The organism is Mycolicibacterium aurum (genome assembly GCF_900637195.1).
Lineage (GTDB): Bacteria > Actinomycetota > Actinomycetes > Mycobacteriales > Mycobacteriaceae > Mycobacterium > Mycobacterium aurum.
In genome coordinates, this window is record NZ_LR134356.1 from 914,521 (window position 1) to 931,224 (window position 16,704).

Consider the following 16,704-nt stretch of genomic DNA (forward strand, 5'->3'; position numbering starts at 1 on the left):
ACGGCGGCGCCGCCAGCGCAGTATCGATCGCCATAGCCACCCACGCATAGATTGCGGACAATTCAATTGCGCACTACACTTGCGGCGTGCCCGCGGCCCGCCTCGACGATCAGCTCTGCTTCGCCCTCTACACGGCGTCGCGGACGGTCACTGCCGCCTACCGGCCGGTGCTCGACGATCTCGGCATCACCTATCCGCAGTACCTGGTGCTGCTGGTGCTCTGGGAAGAGGGCCGCTGCTCGGTCGGGCACCTGGGGGAGCGCCTTCACCTCGATTCGGGCACGCTCTCGCCGCTGCTGAAGCGCCTGGAAGCCGTCGGCCTGGTGGCCCGGCAGCGCTCCGTCGACGACGAGCGCCGCGTCGAGGTGACCTTGACCCCGGCCGGCGAACAGCTGGAACAGCGCGCGGCCTGCGTGCCCGAACGTCTGCTGGCCTCGTCCGAGGTCTCCGAGGCGGATCTCGCGGCGCTGCGCGATGCACTGAAAACCCTTGTTCACCAACTGGATATGACGAAAGGACACGACAGATGAACGCGCTGTACACCGCTGAGGCCCTGGCGACCGGAGAGGGCAGGGACGGCCACGGCCGCACCTCGGACGGCAAAGTCGATGTGGCATTGAGCATTCCGAAGGAGATGGGCGGTTCCGGAGTCGGCACCAATCCCGAGCAGCTGTTCGCCGTCGGGTACGCCGCCTGCTTCCACTCCGCGTTGCGGTTGGTCGCTCGTCAGCAGAAGGCCGACGTGTCCGACTCGGCCGTCGGCGCCAAGGTGGTCCTCGGATCCACCGACGACGGCGGCTTCGGCCTGGCCGTCGAACTCGAAGTCACGCTGCCCAACGTGGACCACGACACCGCGCAGAAGCTCACCGAGGCCGCGCACGAGGTGTGCCCCTACTCCAACGCCACCCGTGGCAACATCGACGTCACGCTGACGGTCACCGACGACTGAACCTTCGGGCGTTTGCCTCGGGCCGTCGCAAATGGCAGTCTCTGCCAAGCGCGTCCGCTGCCGCGCCACGTCGCAGTGATCGGTGTCGCGGCGAGTTATCGCAGGCAGAATCGCTGATGATGTTTCGAAAGCTGTAATCACCTCGGCAATGGCATTGCCGTCAATTCGCCGTCGAGCCGGTCTACTATCCTTTGCCATGCACTCGAATGGGGTGAGCGCACACCCCATACAGGACGAACCGGAGAGCCCGGTCGAGCTCGTGCAGACCCTGCTGGGCTTCCTTCGTCGCCGCCTTGGCCTCGACACCGCATGGTTGTCCTCGTTCGACGAGGGCATGGAAGTCATCGAGATGGCCGACGGCGGCATCGAGGGGCAGTGCATTTCCCCTGGCCTCCGGTGGGTTCTGTCCGACTCGTACTGCGTCCGCGTCATCGACGGACGCCTGCCTGCGGTCATCCCGGACACCGCCGCCAACCAGACCACCGCGCTGCTGCCGATCACCCGCCAGCTGGGCATCGGCGCCTACGTGGGCGTACCGGTGCTCGGACCCGGCGACGTGGCGGTGGGCATGGTGTGTGTCATGGGTGCAGGTGCCAAGCCCGATCTGGTGGACAAGGACCTGCGCATGGTCAGTCAGGTCGCCGAGCTCATCGGGACCCTGATCGACTCGTCGGACGGCAGCGCAGACGCGACCGCTGCCCAGCGTGCGGCCATCCGGCGAGTGGTGGCCGAAGGCGACTTCGAAGTGGTCTTCCAAGCGGTCCACGATGCCGCGACAGGCAGGGTCGTCGGCGTCGAGGCGCTCGCCCGCTTCCCCTGCGAACCCTTCCGGCCCGACCTGTTCTTCCAACAGGCGGGCCAGCTGGGTCTGGGCGTCGAACTGGAAACCGCCATCGTCAAGCGCGTTCTCGCCAAGGTTCCGCTTCTACCCGACGCTGTGTTCGTGGCGATCAACATCTCGCCCGCAGCGGCACTGCACGCCCCGTGGGCCGACCTTCTCGTCGACGTCGACCCGGCGCGCCTCGTCCTGGAGATCACCGAGCACGACGCCGTCCCCAACTACGGCGCACTCGACGATGTACTGGAGACCTGCCGCGCCCGAGGTATGCGTATCGCGGTCGACGACGTCGGCGCCGGTTTCTCCTCGTTCTCGCACGTTCTCGAGTTGGCGCCCGACTTCGTCAAGATCGACCAGTCGATCATCCGCCACATCGACGTCGACGATGCCCGGCGCAGGCTCGCGCAGGCCATCGCCGAGTTCGCCGGGCAGATCGGCGCGACCGTGATCGCCGAGGGTGTGGAGAGCCAGGGCGAACTCGACGCGCTGGTGGCCGCCGGCATCACGTTGGCGCAGGGGTATTTCCTCAGTCGGCCCAAGCCGTACACACACGGCTTTCCCGCCGCCACTGTCACCGCGGCCACCTCAGATCCGTTGCCCGCCACCATCAATCTGCTCGGAGAGCGCCGGTTTGATCTGGCACTGGCCCATTCACCCATCGGGATGGCGGTCGTCGGTCTCGACGGCTCCTTCCTGCGCACGAACCGGGCGCTGCGATCGATGCTCGGCTACAGCCGAAAAACACTGGAGAGCCTCACTTTTCAGGAGATCACCCATCCCGACGATCTCGAATCCGACCTGGCGCTGCTCGCCGAATGCCTGGATGGCCGCCGGCGGTCGTACCGGATCGACAAACGCTACATCGCCGCCGACGGCCGCATCGTGTGGTGCGCGCTGACCGTCGTCGTCGTGCACGCGCCCCGCGACCAGCCTCGCTGCTTCGTCTCGCAGATCGTGGACGTCACCGCCGAACGCGCCCGGGAAGCGGAGCTGGTCCGTCGGGCGGCCACCGACCCGCTCACGGCCGTCGCGAACCGCTCCGCAGCCTGGAGTCGCCTGGAAGAACTCGACACGGCCGATCACGGCTATGGCGTCCTGTTCTGCGACATCGAGCGGTTCAAATCGGTCAACGACCGGCGCGGCCACCACGCCGGCGATCAGCTGCTGGTCGAGGTCGCCGGCCGGCTGCTGGCAGCCGTCGACGACGACGACCTGGTGGCCCGCTGGGGAGGCGACGAGTTCCTGGTCATCACCGATTCGGTCGAGGAGCACGGCCTGGCTCGCCTCGCCCAACGGATCACCGACCAACTGGACAGCGCACCCATCACGCTGGCCGACGGCGCCGAGATCCCGGTCGCGTTGACGATCGGCTTCGCCGCCCATCGGCCCGAGGACGGCCGCTCCATCGACGCCGTCCTCGACCTTGCCGACCAGGCCATGTACGAGCAGCGACGCACCGGAACCGGCGCCGGCCGCCGGTGGCGCGACCGCAGGCGCGCGCTGGGCTGACCACATCGCACCGGTAGCGTCCGTGTCATGACCGAGCCGGCTGAGGAAGCGCCCCTTCTCGACGGAGTGCGGCAGGCACTGGACACCGGGCATCCGCTGGATCTGCTCGGCATGGCCAGCCTGCTGATCGAAGCGACCCAGCCCGTTCCGGCGGCATTACTGACGTCGGACCACCCGCACGAGCGGGTCGACCTGGACCAACTCGTCGACAGTCTCGTCGGAGTGAAGGTCCCCGAGACGACCGCGCTGCTGACGGTGTTCGCGGAACTGCTCCACGACGGCGGCCTGCGCGGCCGCTGCCGTGACGAGGCCACCGCCCGACGCGACCACCTGCCCACGTGGCTCACCGACCTGACCCGCACGCAGGCCTACCGGGCGATCCGCATGACCCATGTGCTCGGTGACGGCGACGAGGTGCTCATCGGTGCGCGACTGGTGGGCGGCGATGAACTGACCTGCGCGGTGTTCATCGATCACGACGCGATGTCCGCCGTCAAAGACGCGTTCTTCGTGCCCGGTCCCATCGACGGCGTCGTTTCCGTTGCCTCGCAGCGCAACACGGATCCCGACCGCAGCTTCGTCGAGATGAGCCTCGCGGACGCGCGGGCCTGGATCCAGCAGGGGCCGGAGAATCCCCTGCTCTGGGCCGAATCGGACTCGTGGCCGGGATGCCGGCCGCTGCTGCGCTGGCTGGTCGGGCGACTCCCGGGTGGCGGCACCGAGTACCGGTCGCCGAAGTGGGATGCCGACGAGTTGAGCGCGGCGTTCTTCGCCTCCGAGCACGGGGCGGCGTGGGACAGTGGCGAGCACCACGATCTGCTGGTGGCGATCCTGGACGCGGCGGGCGATCCGCTGCGGTGGAGTGTGCCGCGCGTCGAACGGGTGCTCGGCCAACCGCACTACGACATTCCGGCGCAGATGGCGCTCAGGGCGCCTGCCCTGCTGCGCGCTTTCATCCCTTTTGCCCACGCGCGGAGCGGGATTCGAGACGAGCTCACCGCGGACGCACTCGCCGCGGTGGACGGCGTCGCACAACGACAGTGAGAGCGGGCACCCTCTGACGATCCAGGGCTTGCTACAGTCCGTGGCGAGGACGTCGGGAATCCGGTGTGAATCCGGGACTGACGCGCAACGGTATGGGCCTTCACCGGCCTGAGTCCGACCGCCGGCGTCCTCTGACAATGTCGGTTGACTCCGCGAATGAGTCTGACACCAAAGGAAATTCGTCGTGCGCTATTTCGCCGCGTTACTGCTCCTGTTGCTCACCTCCGTGGCATGCGCCCGAGACGACGACCCCGTCCCGGCGACGGGCGCCTCCGCTCCGCTGACCATCGACAACTGCGGGGTCGACGTTATCGTCGACGCGCCGCCGCAACGCGCGGTGTCGCTCAACCAGAGCTCCACCGAGATCCTGCTGTCGCTGGGGCTCGCCGATCGGATGGCCGGCACCGCCACCTGGACCGATCCCGTGCGCGACAACCTGGCCGCCGACAACGGCACGGTCGCACGGCTCGCCGAGAACAAGCCGTCGCTGGAGACCGTCCTCGACGCCGACCCCGATCTGGTCACCGCGTCGTTCGTGGGCACGCTCGGCCCGGGCGGTGTGGCCGAGCGCGCCGAACTGCAACAGCTGGGCGTGCCGACCTACCTGTCGCCCAGCGACTGCGAGGGCAAGGTCGCCAACAGCGAGGACGGTGCCCGCACCGCACCGCTGACCATGGACCTGATCTACCGCGAGATCACCGACCTGGCAGGCATTTTCGACGTCGGGGAACGCGGCGACCGGCTCATCGCGGAGCTGCAGCAGCGGCTCGCCGCCGCCAGTCCCGTCAACTCCGACGTGGACGCCGCGTTCTGGTTCTCCGACACGCAGACGCCCTACATGGCCGGCTGCTGCGGCTCACCCGGCATCATCGCCGCCGAGACCGGTCTGCGCAACGTGTTCGACGACACCGCAGACGAGTGGCCGCAGGTTAGCTGGGAGACCGTCGCCGACCGTGACCCCGACGTCCTGGTGCTGGCCGACCTGAGCCGACGCACCATCGACGGCGACGCACTCGATTCCAAAATCGGCTTCCTGGAATCGAATCCGGTCACCCGGCAACTCGATGCGGTCCGCGACAAGCGCTACATCGTCGTCAGCGGCGCCGACCTGAACCCGTCCATCCGCACCGTTGACGGCGTCGAGAAGGTCGCCGACGGTCTGAACCGGTTCGGTCTCACGGCTCCCAGGTGAGGACGCGACCCTGGCTGCTGCCCGGGCTGTGGGCCGTCGCCGGCGTGCTGCTCGTGCTGTCCGGGGCGGTGGCCATCACCATCGGCCCGGCCTCGATCTCGGTGCCCGACGTCTACGCCGTCGTCGTGCACCACCTGGGCGGGCCCGCCGCCGAGGTGTCCCGGCTGCAGGACGGCATCGTCTGGCAGCTCCGGCTCCCGCGGGCGGTGCTGGCGGCGCTGTGTGGGGCCGGGTTGGCCCTGTGCGGGGCGATTCTTCAGTCGCTGCTGCGCAACCCGCTGGCGGACCCGTTCGTGCTCGGGGTGTCGTCGGGGGCGTCGACCGGGGCCGTGCTGGTCGCCGTGCTCGGCGTGGGTGGCGGTGCGCTGACGCTGTCGGGCGGCGCCTTCATCGGGGCGGTGGTGTCGTTCGGGCTGGTGCTGTCGCTGGCGTACTTCGCCGGCGGCGGGACCGACCGGGTGGTGCTCGCCGGTGTCGCAGGCACGCAGTTGTTCTCGGCGCTGACGTCGTTCGTGGTGCTGTCGTCGGCCAACGCGGAACAGACCCGAGGTGTGCTGTTCTGGTTGCTCGGCTCGCTGTCGGGGGCGTCGTGGACCGATGTGCGGCTGTGCGGGATCGTCGTGGTGTTCGGGCTGGTGTGCTGCCTGCTGATGGCGCCGACCATGGACGCATTCGCGTTCGGCCAGGACACCGCGGCGACACTCGGGGTGTCGGTGCAGCGCACCCGCGCCGTGCTGCTGGTGCTGACGGCGTTGATGACCGCCACGGTGGTCGCCGCTGCGGGCGCGATCGGCTTCGTCGGCCTGGTGCTGCCGCATGCCGCCCGCTTCCTCGTCGGGCCCGCGCACGCCCGCCTGCTGCCGACGGTCGCGCTGCTTGGCGCGGTGTTCATGGTGTGGGTCGACGCGGTGGCCCGCACCGTGTTCGAACCGCAGGAACTACCGACGGGCGTCGTCACCGCGCTGGTCGGGGTGCCCGCCTTCGCGCTGATCCTGTTCCGCCGCCGGGGTGTGACACGGTGACGCTGCGTGCGCTCGACGTGACGTGGAGCCGGTCGGGCGCCGTGGTGCTCGACCGCGTGACGGTCGAGCCCACCCGCGGATCCGTGCTCGGACTGTTGGGCCCCAACGGATCCGGCAAGTCGTCGCTGCTGAGGCTGCTGGCCGGACTGGACCGTCCGAACTCCGGGCGCGTGGAGTTGCACGGTCGGCCGATCACCGACCTCGCGCGCAAGGTGGTGGCGCGCGAGGTGGCGATGGTCGGCCAGCACGCCGACACCGAACTCGACATCCACGTCGGCGACATCGTGCGGCTGGGTCGACTCCCGCACCGGCGGGTGCTCGGTGCCGATCCCGACGCGGACGCCGCCGTCCACGACGCGCTCGCCGCGACCGGGCTGACCGACATGGTGGATCGGTTGTGGCACAGCCTCTCCGGTGGTGAGCGCCAGCGCGTGCAGATCGCCCGCGCGCTCGCCCAGCAGCCCGGCGAGCTGCTGCTCGACGAGCCGACCAACCACCTCGACATCGCCCACCAACTCGAGATCCTCTCGCTGATCGGCACTCTCGACCTCACCGCGATCGTCGCGCTGCACGACCTGAATCTCGCCGCGATGTTCTGCGACGAGATCGTCGTCCTGTCCGGCGGCCGGGTGGTGGCCGCAGGGACGCCGGCCACGGTGTTGACCGAGGAGCTGATCGCCGAGGTCTACGGGGTGAGGTGCCGGGTGGGGTCCGACGGTGACGGCACGTTCATCCGCTACGAGCGACCCGCCATGCCCGCCATACCCGCCATTCCCGCCGAAACGGCATTCCAGCAGAGAAAGTTCGAGTAGCGGCCTGCTGGAATTCCGTTTCGGCGGGAATGGGCCGGCGGGAATGGGGGCCGCGGGAATGGGAGTCGAGGAGCAGGCGGTCGCCAGTCAGGGTGCGCGGTCTGTCCCGGTCACCTGGTCCACCAGCTCGCTGAGCTCCCGGTCGAGGTAGTACACCTGCCGCACCTGGATCAGGCGGTCCCGCAACAGATCCGGCAACGCCGGGCCTCCGTCGCGGATCACCGGCTTCAGGGCGATGGTCATGGCGTCGCTGGGCTCTCCGACGCCCAATCGGACGAATGCCGCGCTCAGTTCGTCGACGGTCAGAGCGCCGCGGCAATGCTCCACCACATCCCAAGCCACCGCGCTCAACTCGGAAGTGTCCACAGCTCATTGTCGTCCACCGAGGGCGTACCCGCTTGTCAAGCCGGGGGACCGAGGCGTGCGCGCCGGTCCGGACACCCACCCGTCGCCGGTTGTTCACCTTCTGCTCGCGATCTCCTCACCTTTCCGAGCCAAGCTCAGCCGTCCGATCGGCACAACTGAAGAGGGCGCGATGAGTGCGATGAGAAGATCGGCCGTGAGGCGGGCCGCAATGGTGGCCGCGATCACCGCACTGCTGCTGGCAGCGTGTTCCACCGCCCCGCAGGACGAGGCGCCGGGCGAACCCCGCCCCGAGCAGGCCCGCGCAACCTCACCGATCGAGTTCACCCTCCCCGACGCCGAGCGCTACCACCGCACCGCCACGTACCCGGTGTACCTCAACAAACCGGCCGAAGACCCCGTCCAGGCGGAGACCGTCGCCGAGATCTCGACCGTCACGCCCGACGGCAACACCGTCATCTACACCGACGCCGCCGCCAAACGCATCGGCTTCGTCGACGTCCGCGATCCGGCGAAACCCTTCGGGCTGGGCACGTTGTCGCTGACCGAACTCGGCGACGCCGACGACCAGCCCACCTCCGTCGCCGCCGTCGGTAAGTTCGTCCTCGTCGTCGTCGACACCACCGGCGGCGATTTCGCCAGCCCGAAAGGCCGCCTCGACGTCGTCCGCGTCAGTGACCGCACCCGCGTGCACAGCATCGATCTCGGTGGACAGCCCGACTCCATCGCCATCGCCAAGGACGGCTCGTTCGCCGCGATCGCCATGGAGAACCAGCGCGACGAGGAGTTCACCCCGCCCGGCGCGGAGGAAGGCGACCTGCCCCAACCGCCGACGGGCTTTCTGCAACTCCTGACCCTCACCGGCGCGCCCACCGGCTGGTCGGCCCGCCGGGTGGACTTCGACGTCGACGCCGCCCGCGCCGCAGGGCTGGACACTCCGGAAGACCTGGAGCCCGAGTACGTCAGCATCAACTCCCGCGGGCAGGTCGCCCTGTCGCTGCAGGAGAACAACGGCCTGGCCATCATCGACGGCCGCACCGGCGAGGTGCAGAAGATCTTCAGCGCGGGAACCCAATCGGTCGCCGGCATCGACACCGCGGAGGACGGCGCGGTCGACCAGACCGGTTCGATCACCGACACCCCGCGTGAACCCGACGCCATCGGCTGGATCGGCGACAACCACATCGCCACCGCCAACGAAGGGGACTGGAAGGGCGGCACCCGCGGCTGGAGCATCTTCGATGCCGGCACCGGCGAGGTGGTGTGGGACGCGGGCAACAGCGTCGAGCAGCTCGCGGTGCGCACCGGCATGCACATCGAAAGCCGCGCCGAATCCAAAGGTCCTGAGCCCGAGGGGCTGGCGATCACCGACATCGGCGGCCGGCCCACCGCACTGATCGCGTCGGAGCGCAGCAATTTCGTCGCGGTGTACGACGTCAGCGACGTCTCAGCACCGGCGTTCCGCCAGATCCTGCCCACCACACCCGGCCCCGAGGGCGTCCTGCCGATTCCGTCGCGCGAGCTGCTGGTGATCTCGTCGGAGGCCGACGACGCCGAGGCCCGTGTCCGCGCGTCGGTGAACGTCTACGGCTACGGCGACCGATTCGCCCGTGTCACACCGTCGTTCCCGTCCATCGTGTCCGGCGACGTCGACGACGCACCGATCGCGTGGGGTGCGCTCGGCGCCCTGTCGGCCGACCCGCAGGACGAGAACCGCCTCTACACCTCCACCGATAACGCCTACGGGCCCTCGCGGATCCTCGGCATCGACACCACGAAGACACCGGCGCTGATCGACACCCGGCTGCCGATCACCGACGGCGGCAACGCCGTCACCCTCGATGTCGAAGGCGTGGCCGCCAGACCCGACGGTGGCTTCGTGCTGGCCGTGGAAGGCGAGGAGGGCCCGGGCAATCAGCTAGTCTTCGTCGCCGCCGACGGCGCCGTCGAGAAGAAGGTGTCGCTGCCCGGGGACGTTGCGAGTGGGCTCGGTGGCCAAGGCTTGGAAGGTGTTGCAGTCGAGGGTGACTCGGTCTGGGTGGCGCTGCAGCGCGAGGTCAAGACCGATCCCGAGGGTGTGGTGCGGCTGGGTCGCTTCACCCCTGCCGACAACACCTGGGAGTGGTTCGGCTACCAGCTGGACACCACCGATGCGGAGGGCGACTGGATCGGATTGTCGGAGATCCAGGTCCACGACGGCGCCCTGCTCATACTGGAGCGCGACAAACTCAACGGGCCCGACGCGCGCGTGAAGGCGATCTACCGCGTGGCGATACCGGACAGCGGGGGAGTGATCTCCGGAGCGCCGCAGGTGTTGCCGAAAACTCTGGCGCGCAATCTCCTTCCCGATCTGCAGGCCGGCAACGGATTTGTGCAGGAAAAGGTGGAGGGCTTCGCGGTGGCGGGCAACGGCACGCTCTATGTCGTCACCGACAACGACGGGCTCGACGACGCCAACGGCGAGACGGTGTTCCTCGACCTCGGTCCTGCGGCCGAGGCGCTCGCCCGTTGACGTTCAGCGCAGCTTCGCGTCGAGGATAGTGAGCGCCCGTTGCAGCGCATCCTCGGGGAGCGGGCTGTCATGGGAGACAGTCATCAGTACGCCGACGATCGCCGCGGCGACCACCCGTCGCTCCATCTCCGTGTTCGGCGCGTCAGGGCGCCTCGCGAGCGCAGCGGTCAGCAGATCGATCAGCCGGATGTACTCGGCATAGATGAGCCCGCGGGCCTCGGGGACCTGGTACAGCATCCGCTGCCCGGCGATGGAGTTCTCCCGCTCTTCCGGGGTCAGGGCACCGAACACCTCGGTGAGCGCATGCCGATAGGCGGCGACGATGGACAGCTCGCGGGGTGCGTTCGCGAAGGCCTCGACAATCGGCGTGGTGTGATCGTCGGAAACCAGCAACGCTTCCTTGACGCCGAAGTAGCGGTAGAGGGTGCGCGGTGACACGTCCGCGGCATGCGCGATCTGGTCGATCGTGGTGTTGGCGTAACCCTGCTGGTCGAAGAGCCGGAACGCTTCCTGCCGGATCGCCAGACGGGTCCGGGCTTTCTTGCGCTCCCGCAGGCTCGGGGACGTGGCGGACGCTGGCACCGGTCAAGTGTGGCGCATCGGCTGCCACGACGAGCAAATATCCCTGTGACTTTTTGCGGGTCACGGCTGGGCGGCGGGCCCCATCGCACGTTCGGCGAACGTCAGCACCGGCTTCTTCAGCGCGAGGAAGTCCTCGGGCCTGCCGTCGGTCAAAGCGCCGATCACCAGCGACGAGATGGCCGCGACCAGGGCCTTGCAGGCGAAACGGTCGGCCTGGCTACGCGCATTGAACAGTTTCGCGACGCCGGCGACGAACTCCTGCTGGAGCTCGAATCGTCGGGTCATCGCCTCGGGGCCTGCCGAGTACACCTCGACCAGGTAGAGGCGGGCGGTCGGCGGGTCCATCGACATGAAGCCCAGATACTGATCGAGCATCGTGCTGAAGCGCTGCATCGGCGTCCCGGTGGTCGGCGCCCGCCCGATGGCGTCGATGATGTGGCCCTGCATCCGGGCGTAGCCGGCCATGAAGCAGTCCTGTTTGGACTCGAAGTGCTGGTAGAAGGTCGCCCGGGACACTCCCGCGTTCTTGATCAGGTCGTCGACGGTGGTGCTGCTGTACCCCTTCACGCCCATCACGGCACCCAGCGCCTTGAACAGTCGTTGCTTCTGGTGGGCGGCGACCTCGTCGCGGGTGAGTTGATGGCGTCCCGACGCAAGCCGCTTGGCCATTCGTGGCCTCCTTGTGTCGCGGCACCCACCGTTGCTGGTCTGCCGAAGTATAGAGCGCGGAGGAAACAGCTGAGATCGCGACGAACTGCGGCTGCCGCCGAATGTGAACTGCAATGTTTACCGAGAACATCATCGTTTATGTAAGATTTTCCCGGCTCCGCTTGTGCGGAGTCGCCCAGGCGCGCGCAGCGAGGGGTGGCGCGACGCCTGGGCCGAGGGACGCGTCGGGCTCTGGTGTCACCGGATGGGGGAGGATGGTTCGCCAGAGCCGACGTCGTCGACTCCCGTTAGGGCGTGAGGAGCTCCGCGTGGCGGGTGAGGAAATCGCGTAGCGAGGTCGGCGCTCGACCGGTGACGTCGCGGACCGCGGTGGTGACGAAATCCTGCTCGCCCCGCCGGATGCGCTCGTCGAGGGCGGCCAGCCCGGGCGCGAAGTCCGGCGGCAGGCCGGACTCCACCAGTCGCGTCGTCAGTTCGGCGGTTGTCAGGTCCACGTGGGTGACGGGTCCGCCGATGACCTCCGCGACGATTGCCGCGGCCTGCGGATAGGACAGTGCTTCGGGTCCGGTGAGGACCAGCTCCTCGGCGATGGGCGCGCGTGACACCAGGGCCTGCACGGCGACGGCAGCGATGTCGGCGGCGTCGATGAAACCGAGCCGGCCGTCACCGGTGGCTGTCGTCAGCTCACGGTTGCGTCTGATCCCCTCGGCCAGGAGATGCTCGCCGACGAAGTTCTGCATGAACCATGACGGCCGCAGCACGGTGTACTCGTCGGACAGGTCGGCGACGGCGTCATGGATCTGGCCGAGGGCGGGTTCTCCCCGTGCGACCGCTGACGAGCTCAGCTGCACTACGCGACGCACGCCGCCGGCTGCGGCCAGCTCGAGGAACGGCCGCACCAGGGGTAGCGGGTCGGCGACTCCGGCAGGGGCGACGAGGTAGATGGCGCGGACATCGGCGAGCGCAGCGGGAAAGGTGGTGTGGTCGGCCCAGTCGAAGGGCACGGCGTCACCGTCACCGGCGGCGGGTCGCCGCGTCGCCGCACGTACGGCGTGGCCGAGGCGACGGAGCCCGGAGACGACGTGGGTGCCTGTCTTGCCGGTCGCGCCGGTGACCAGAACCCAGCCGTCACTCATCGGCGGCCGGTCCGAACCCCGACATCATGGCCTCGGGGCCGCCCATCAGCGCGGCCGCGGCCAGTGAGTTCCAGTAGTCCCGGTAGTGGTCGATGCCGTCGGGCCCGATCGAGATCACCGCGATGTAGTCCATGCGGTAGTCGTCACCGGTCTGCACGGCAACACCTTTCGCGGAGAATTCCAGGATCACCGTGCCGGGGTTCAGGGTGTGGTGCCGCTTGTGCTCGATGATCTCGTCGATGCGGACCGAGCTCGAATAGTCCTTGACGTAGTCCCAGACGTCGTCGCGGCTGCGCAGGATGCGGTAGCCGGGCGGCGCGAAGGGGAACTCCATCCCCCCGGCGGGTGCCCACTGATCGGCGAAGGCGCGCATATCGTTGCGCCGCAGGCTGTCCAGCAATGCGTCGATCACGCCATCGGCTCGGGCTCGGCGTTGGCCACCGTGGTCATCGTGTTGTTGGACATCGTGGGTCATCGGGTTCTCCGTCCTTTCCTCTACGAAACGGAACGGTTCCGTCTCGCGATAGTATTCCCCGATGGAGACGACGTCCGCAAGCGGCGACGGCGACCGCCGAGTTGTTAGGGTGCGGCCATGGCTGAGGTGACTCCGTCCCGGTCGGCCAGGGCCGCGTTGCGATCCGACGTGACCGACGGGATCCTCGGGGCTGTTCTCGACGAGTTGGCCGCCGTCGGTTATGGAAAGCTCTCGATGGACGGTGTCGCACGCCGGGCCCGGGCCGGCAAGGCCGCGCTGTACCGCCGTTGGCCGTCCAAGCAGGACATGGTTCTCGACGCGGTGACGAGCATCAGCCTGCCTGCGGGCAAGTCCACCAGCTCCGGGGCTCTGCCCGCCGATATCGCGGACCTGGTGCACGGGGTGAACGACTGGCTCAGCGACCCGCTGATGTCGCGCATCCTGCCGGACCTGCTTGCGGAGGCCAAGCGCAACACCGACCTCGCGGCGGCGCTCACCGCGCGAATCGCCGTGTCGCGGCGCGAATACGGACATCTGGTGATCGGAGCGGCAATAGACCGCGGCGAGTTGAGCCCGGACGTCGACGTGGAATACGCGCTGGATCTGGTTGCGGCCCCGATCTTCTGGCGCATCTGCGGACGTCGGCAGGACACCACCCCGCAATTCCTCGACCGGGTGGTCGACTCCGTGCTGCACGCGCTGGGCGTCGAGCGTTTCGACGCGGGGTGAAGCCGGCGGTGAGGTCCGCCACAGGATTTGCGTCGCAACCCTCCCGTAGGGGTAGAGTTAGGCCGACGCCGCAACTGGCTGTCACTTGTCGGTGAATTAGCCTTTCCCGCACTATCTTTCGCGCAATGTCGCGCGCTCGATTATGTTCGCGTGACGCGAGAGGAGCCTTGGTGCCCGCAACTGCCACACCTGCGCAGGAGCAGTCCGTCCTTGCCGCCCTACGATCTCCGCGCCGCCTGCGCACCGAAGTGCTGGCCGGCCTGGTGGTCGCGCTCGCCCTGATTCCTGAAGCGATCTCGTTCTCCATCATCGCCGGCGTCGACCCCCGCGTCGGGCTCTTCGCGTCGTTCACCATGGCCGTGACCATCGCGATCGTCGGCGGCAGACCCGCCATGATCTCCGCCGCCACCGGAGCGATCGCGCTGGTGATCGCGCCCCTGGTGAAGAGCCACGGTCTCGACTACCTGATCGCCGCGGTGATCCTGGGCGGCGTGCTGCAACTGGTGCTCGGCGGTCTCGGCGTGGCCCGGCTGATGCGGTTCGTCCCGCGCAGCGTCATGGTCGGCTTCGTCAACGCCCTGGCCATCCTCATCTTCCTGTCGCAGGTCCCGCACCTGCTCGGGGTGCCGTGGCTGGTGTATCCGATGGTCGCTGTCGGCATCCTGGTCATCGTCGCGTTGCCGAAGCTGACGACGGCGATCCCCGGCCCGCTGGTGGCGATCGTCGTGCTGACCGCGGCCGCCGTCGGCTTCGGGTGGTCGGTGCCCGACGTCGGCGACGAAGGGCGTCTGCCGTCGAGCCTGCCGTCGCTGCTCATCCCGGACGTGCCGCTGACGCTCGAGACCGTGCGCATCATCGCGCCGTACGCATTGGCGATGGCTGTCGTGGGCCTGCTGGAGTCGCTGATGACCGCCAAACTCGTCGACGACATCACCGACACCCACTCCAACAAGTCTCGCGAGGCCGTCGGCCAGGGCGTCGCCAACGTCGTGACGGGCTTCTTCGGCGGTATGGGCGGGTGCGCGATGATCGGCCAGACCATGATCAACGTCAAAGTCAGCGGCGCCCGCACGCGCATCTCCACCTTCCTGGCCGGTGTGTTCCTGCTCGGCCTCGTCGTGGGACTCGGCGACGTCGTCGCCCTGATCCCGATGGCGGCACTGGTCGCCGTCATGGTCATGGTGTCGGTCGCGACGTTGGACTGGCACAGTGTCCATCCGAAGACGTTGCGCCGCATGCCCAAGAGTGAAACGTTCGTGATGCTCTCGACCGTCGCGATCACCGTTGCGACCGACAACCTGGCCTACGGCGTGGCCGTCGGCACCTTGGCGGCCATGGTGCTGTTCGCACGCCGCGTCGCGCACTTCACCGAGGTGAAGCCGGTGGCCGGCAGCGACGAGAACACCCGCCGCTACGTCGTCACGGGCGAATTGTTCTTTGCCTCCAGTAACGACCTTGTCTACCAATTCGACTACGCGGGCGACCCCGACAACGTCGTCATCGACGTGACCGGCGCCCACATCTGGGACGCGTCCACGGTGGCCGCCCTGGATGCCGTCACCACCAAATACGCTGCGAAGGGTAAGACTGTCACCATCATCGGGATGAACGACAGCAGCGCGGAGCGACATGCGCGGCTCAGTGGGCAGCTGAGCGCGCACTAGGGAAGGGGTACCGGTGGGCGATGCGGAGTTGCTCCAGATCGGCGAAGTCGCCGCGCGGACCGAGCTGTCCATCAAGACGATCCGGCACTACGACGATGTCGGGGTGGTGACGCCGTCGGCGCGCTCTGCCGGGGGTTTCCGCCTCTACACTGCCGACGACGTGGGACGGCTGATCGCCATCCGCCGGATGAAGCCGCTGGGGTTCACTCTCGACGAGATGCGCAATCTGCTTGAGGCACTGGATGTTCTGTCTTCCACCGAGGCCACCGATACCGAACGCGACCAGGCCACAGCGTATCTGGCGGTGTGCCACACCCGCGCCCAGGACGCGTGTAAGACACTGGCCAAGCAGCTCGGCTATGCGCGGGAGCTGACCGAGCAACTGGCGCGGTACGGCAGCTGACCGATGTGGCGCCCACGCGCCGCGAACGCACGGTTTCTGAAGGAAACCGGCTGAGAGCCATCAGAATCCGTGCACTCGGGGGCTCGTCAGAGGTTACGTGGCGGCGAGTTGGCGGGCGAGGTCGCGAAGGTCAGGGGCGACGATGTCCGGCTGCGGGATGTGTGCGGCCCTGAGGGCGGCGTTGCCCGGTCGGGTGATGAGAGCGCCGCGCATACCGGTGGCTTGTGCGCCGAGGGTGTCCCAGCAGTGCGCGGCCACCATGATGCAGTCCGCCGGTTGCACCGCCAGATCCCGGAACACCTGCTGATAGACGGTCGGCTCCGGTTTGAACGCGCGGCAGGGATCGACGCTGAACTGCCTCTCGAAGTAGTCGCCGAGCCCCGCGGTGTCGATCGGGCTCGGCCCGCCTGTACCTGTCGGCGAGTTGGTCAGGGTTACCAGCCGAAACCCGTTCTCCCGCAACGACTGAAGACCCTCTTCCACGTCCGGATGGGCCGGCATCGTGGACATGGCCAGCGACAACCGCTCACGCTCATAGTCGCTGATCGTGACGCCGCGGACGTCGGCCAGCATGTGCAACACAGCGCGTCCGAGGCTGAAGAAGTCGAGGTAGGAACCCGAGAGCGTCAGCGTCATCGAGTACAGGACGAGCTGGGCGAACCATTCGCGCATCGACGCCGGGTCGCCGAAGATGTCGTCGAACATCGGTGTCAGCGACTCGATATCGAGCAGCGTCTCGTTGACATCGAACACCAGCACCCGGCCGGCCGGCGGCGTCAGTCGGGCACTCACCCGTTCGCGGCGC

Annotated in this window: 17 protein-coding genes; 11 read left to right on the plus strand and 6 right to left on the minus strand. The window is 68.2% G+C overall.

From position 1 onward, the window contains the following. Positions 1-86: 86 nt before the first annotated feature. The 7 genes from EL337_RS04435 (at position 87) to EL337_RS04465 (ending at position 7,366) form a co-directional block, all read left to right on the plus strand. Positions 87-530: a MarR family winged helix-turn-helix transcriptional regulator gene (locus EL337_RS04435; RefSeq protein WP_048634065.1), complete on the plus strand. Its 444-nt coding sequence runs from the start codon at positions 87-89 to the stop codon at positions 528-530. After that, a complete protein-coding gene (locus tag EL337_RS04440; protein ID WP_048634066.1) occupies positions 527-949 on the plus strand; it encodes an organic hydroperoxide resistance protein in 423 nt (140 codons plus the stop codon). The genes EL337_RS04435 and EL337_RS04440 overlap by 4 nt, the downstream gene beginning before the upstream one ends. Positions 950-1,145: 196 nt before the next feature. Further along, entirely contained in the window at positions 1,146-3,296 is a 2,151-nt protein-coding gene (locus tag EL337_RS04445) for an EAL domain-containing protein (RefSeq protein ID WP_048634067.1), read from the plus strand. A 27-nt stretch (positions 3,297-3,323) separates the two neighbouring features. Next, positions 3,324-4,340: a hypothetical protein gene (locus EL337_RS04450; protein ID WP_053086855.1), complete on the plus strand. Its 1,017-nt coding sequence runs from the start codon at positions 3,324-3,326 to the stop codon at positions 4,338-4,340. Between the two features lie 184 nt (positions 4,341-4,524). Beyond that, positions 4,525-5,532 carry an ABC transporter substrate-binding protein gene (locus tag EL337_RS04455; RefSeq protein WP_083443189.1) on the plus strand — a complete coding sequence of 336 codons (1,008 nt, stop codon included), beginning with the start codon at positions 4,525-4,527 and terminating at the stop codon, positions 5,530-5,532. Then, complete coding sequence (locus EL337_RS04460; protein ID WP_048634068.1) at positions 5,529-6,554, plus strand: FecCD family ABC transporter permease; 1,026 nt, start codon at positions 5,529-5,531, stop codon at positions 6,552-6,554. The genes EL337_RS04455 and EL337_RS04460 overlap by 4 nt, the downstream gene beginning before the upstream one ends. Beyond that, complete coding sequence (locus tag EL337_RS04465; protein ID WP_048634069.1) at positions 6,551-7,366, plus strand: ABC transporter ATP-binding protein; 816 nt, start codon at positions 6,551-6,553, stop codon at positions 7,364-7,366. The genes EL337_RS04460 and EL337_RS04465 overlap by 4 nt, the downstream gene beginning before the upstream one ends. Positions 7,367-7,453: 87 nt before the next feature. On the opposite strand, the gene EL337_RS04470 is transcribed toward EL337_RS04465, so the two are convergent. Continuing rightward, positions 7,454-7,708 carry a hypothetical protein gene (locus EL337_RS04470; RefSeq protein WP_232786872.1) on the minus strand — a complete coding sequence of 85 codons (255 nt, stop codon included), beginning with the start codon at positions 7,706-7,708 and terminating at the stop codon, positions 7,454-7,456. A gap of 202 nt (positions 7,709-7,910) precedes the next feature. Here EL337_RS04470 and EL337_RS04475 point away from each other — a divergent pair, with 202 nt between their 5' ends. Next, positions 7,911-10,241, plus strand: coding sequence for an esterase-like activity of phytase family protein (locus EL337_RS04475; protein WP_197724177.1), 2,331 nt, complete (start codon positions 7,911-7,913; stop codon positions 10,239-10,241). Between the two features lie 3 nt (positions 10,242-10,244). Here the strand turns inward: EL337_RS04475 and EL337_RS04480 are convergent, their stop codons facing one another. From EL337_RS04480 to EL337_RS04495, 4 genes are all read right to left on the minus strand, one after another. Beyond that, complete coding sequence (locus tag EL337_RS04480) at positions 10,245-10,823, minus strand: TetR/AcrR family transcriptional regulator (protein WP_048634072.1); 579 nt, start codon at positions 10,821-10,823, stop codon at positions 10,245-10,247. 60 nt (positions 10,824-10,883) lie between these two features. Further along, a complete protein-coding gene (locus EL337_RS04485; RefSeq protein ID WP_048634073.1) occupies positions 10,884-11,492 on the minus strand; it encodes a TetR/AcrR family transcriptional regulator in 609 nt (202 codons plus the stop codon). A 287-nt stretch (positions 11,493-11,779) separates the two neighbouring features. Then, on the minus strand, positions 11,780-12,628 hold the full coding sequence (locus EL337_RS04490) for an NAD(P)H-binding protein (RefSeq protein WP_048634074.1): 849 nt from the start codon (positions 12,626-12,628) through the stop codon (positions 11,780-11,782). Then, complete coding sequence (locus EL337_RS04495) at positions 12,621-13,103, minus strand: nuclear transport factor 2 family protein (RefSeq protein WP_048634075.1); 483 nt, start codon at positions 13,101-13,103, stop codon at positions 12,621-12,623. Before EL337_RS04495 ends, EL337_RS04490 begins: the two co-directional genes overlap by 8 nt. 117 nt (positions 13,104-13,220) lie before the next feature. On the opposite strand from EL337_RS04495, the gene EL337_RS04500 reads away from it, so the two are divergent. The 3 genes from EL337_RS04500 to EL337_RS04510 all read left to right on the plus strand — a co-directional run bounded on the left by EL337_RS04500 (position 13,221) and on the right by EL337_RS04510 (position 15,899). Next, positions 13,221-13,832: a TetR-like C-terminal domain-containing protein gene (locus EL337_RS04500; RefSeq protein ID WP_048634076.1), complete on the plus strand. Its 612-nt coding sequence runs from the start codon at positions 13,221-13,223 to the stop codon at positions 13,830-13,832. Positions 13,833-13,957: 125 nt separating this feature from the next. Next, positions 13,958-15,496: a SulP family inorganic anion transporter gene (locus tag EL337_RS04505; protein WP_232786868.1), complete on the plus strand. Its 1,539-nt coding sequence runs from the start codon at positions 13,958-13,960 to the stop codon at positions 15,494-15,496. 13 nt (positions 15,497-15,509) lie between these two features. Further along, on the plus strand, positions 15,510-15,899 hold the full coding sequence (locus tag EL337_RS04510) for a MerR family transcriptional regulator (protein WP_048634078.1): 390 nt from the start codon (positions 15,510-15,512) through the stop codon (positions 15,897-15,899). Between the two features lie 93 nt (positions 15,900-15,992). Here EL337_RS04510 and EL337_RS04515 read toward each other — a convergent pair whose 3' ends face one another. Then, the gene (locus EL337_RS04515; protein ID WP_048634132.1) at positions 15,993-16,679 is read right to left on the minus strand and encodes a haloacid dehalogenase type II; all 687 of its coding nucleotides are present in this window, start codon (positions 16,677-16,679) and stop codon (positions 15,993-15,995) included. Positions 16,680-16,704: the final 25 nt, after the last annotated feature.

What these genes read in the sequence shown, in the direction of transcription:
- EL337_RS04440 (WP_048634066.1), top strand. Translation starts at nt 527, where the DNA reads ATGAACGCGCTGTACACCGCTGAGGCCCTGGCGACCGGAGAGGGCAGG.
- EL337_RS04495 (WP_048634075.1), bottom strand. Translation starts at nt 13,103, where the DNA reads ATGACCCACGATGTCCAACAACACGATGACCACGGTGGCCAACGCCGA.
- EL337_RS04505 (WP_232786868.1), top strand. Translation starts at nt 13,958, where the DNA reads ATGTCGCGCGCTCGATTATGTTCGCGTGACGCGAGAGGAGCCTTGGTG.
- EL337_RS04445 (WP_048634067.1), top strand. Translation starts at nt 1,146, where the DNA reads ATGCACTCGAATGGGGTGAGCGCACACCCCATACAGGACGAACCGGAG.
- EL337_RS04490 (WP_048634074.1), bottom strand. Translation starts at nt 12,628, where the DNA reads ATGAGTGACGGCTGGGTTCTGGTCACCGGCGCGACCGGCAAGACAGGC.
- EL337_RS04485 (WP_048634073.1), bottom strand. Translation starts at nt 11,492, where the DNA reads ATGGCCAAGCGGCTTGCGTCGGGACGCCATCAACTCACCCGCGACGAG.
- EL337_RS04475 (WP_197724177.1), top strand. Translation starts at nt 7,911, where the DNA reads ATGAGAAGATCGGCCGTGAGGCGGGCCGCAATGGTGGCCGCGATCACC.
- EL337_RS04450 (WP_053086855.1), top strand. Translation starts at nt 3,324, where the DNA reads ATGACCGAGCCGGCTGAGGAAGCGCCCCTTCTCGACGGAGTGCGGCAG.
- EL337_RS04500 (WP_048634076.1), top strand. Translation starts at nt 13,221, where the DNA reads ATGGCTGAGGTGACTCCGTCCCGGTCGGCCAGGGCCGCGTTGCGATCC.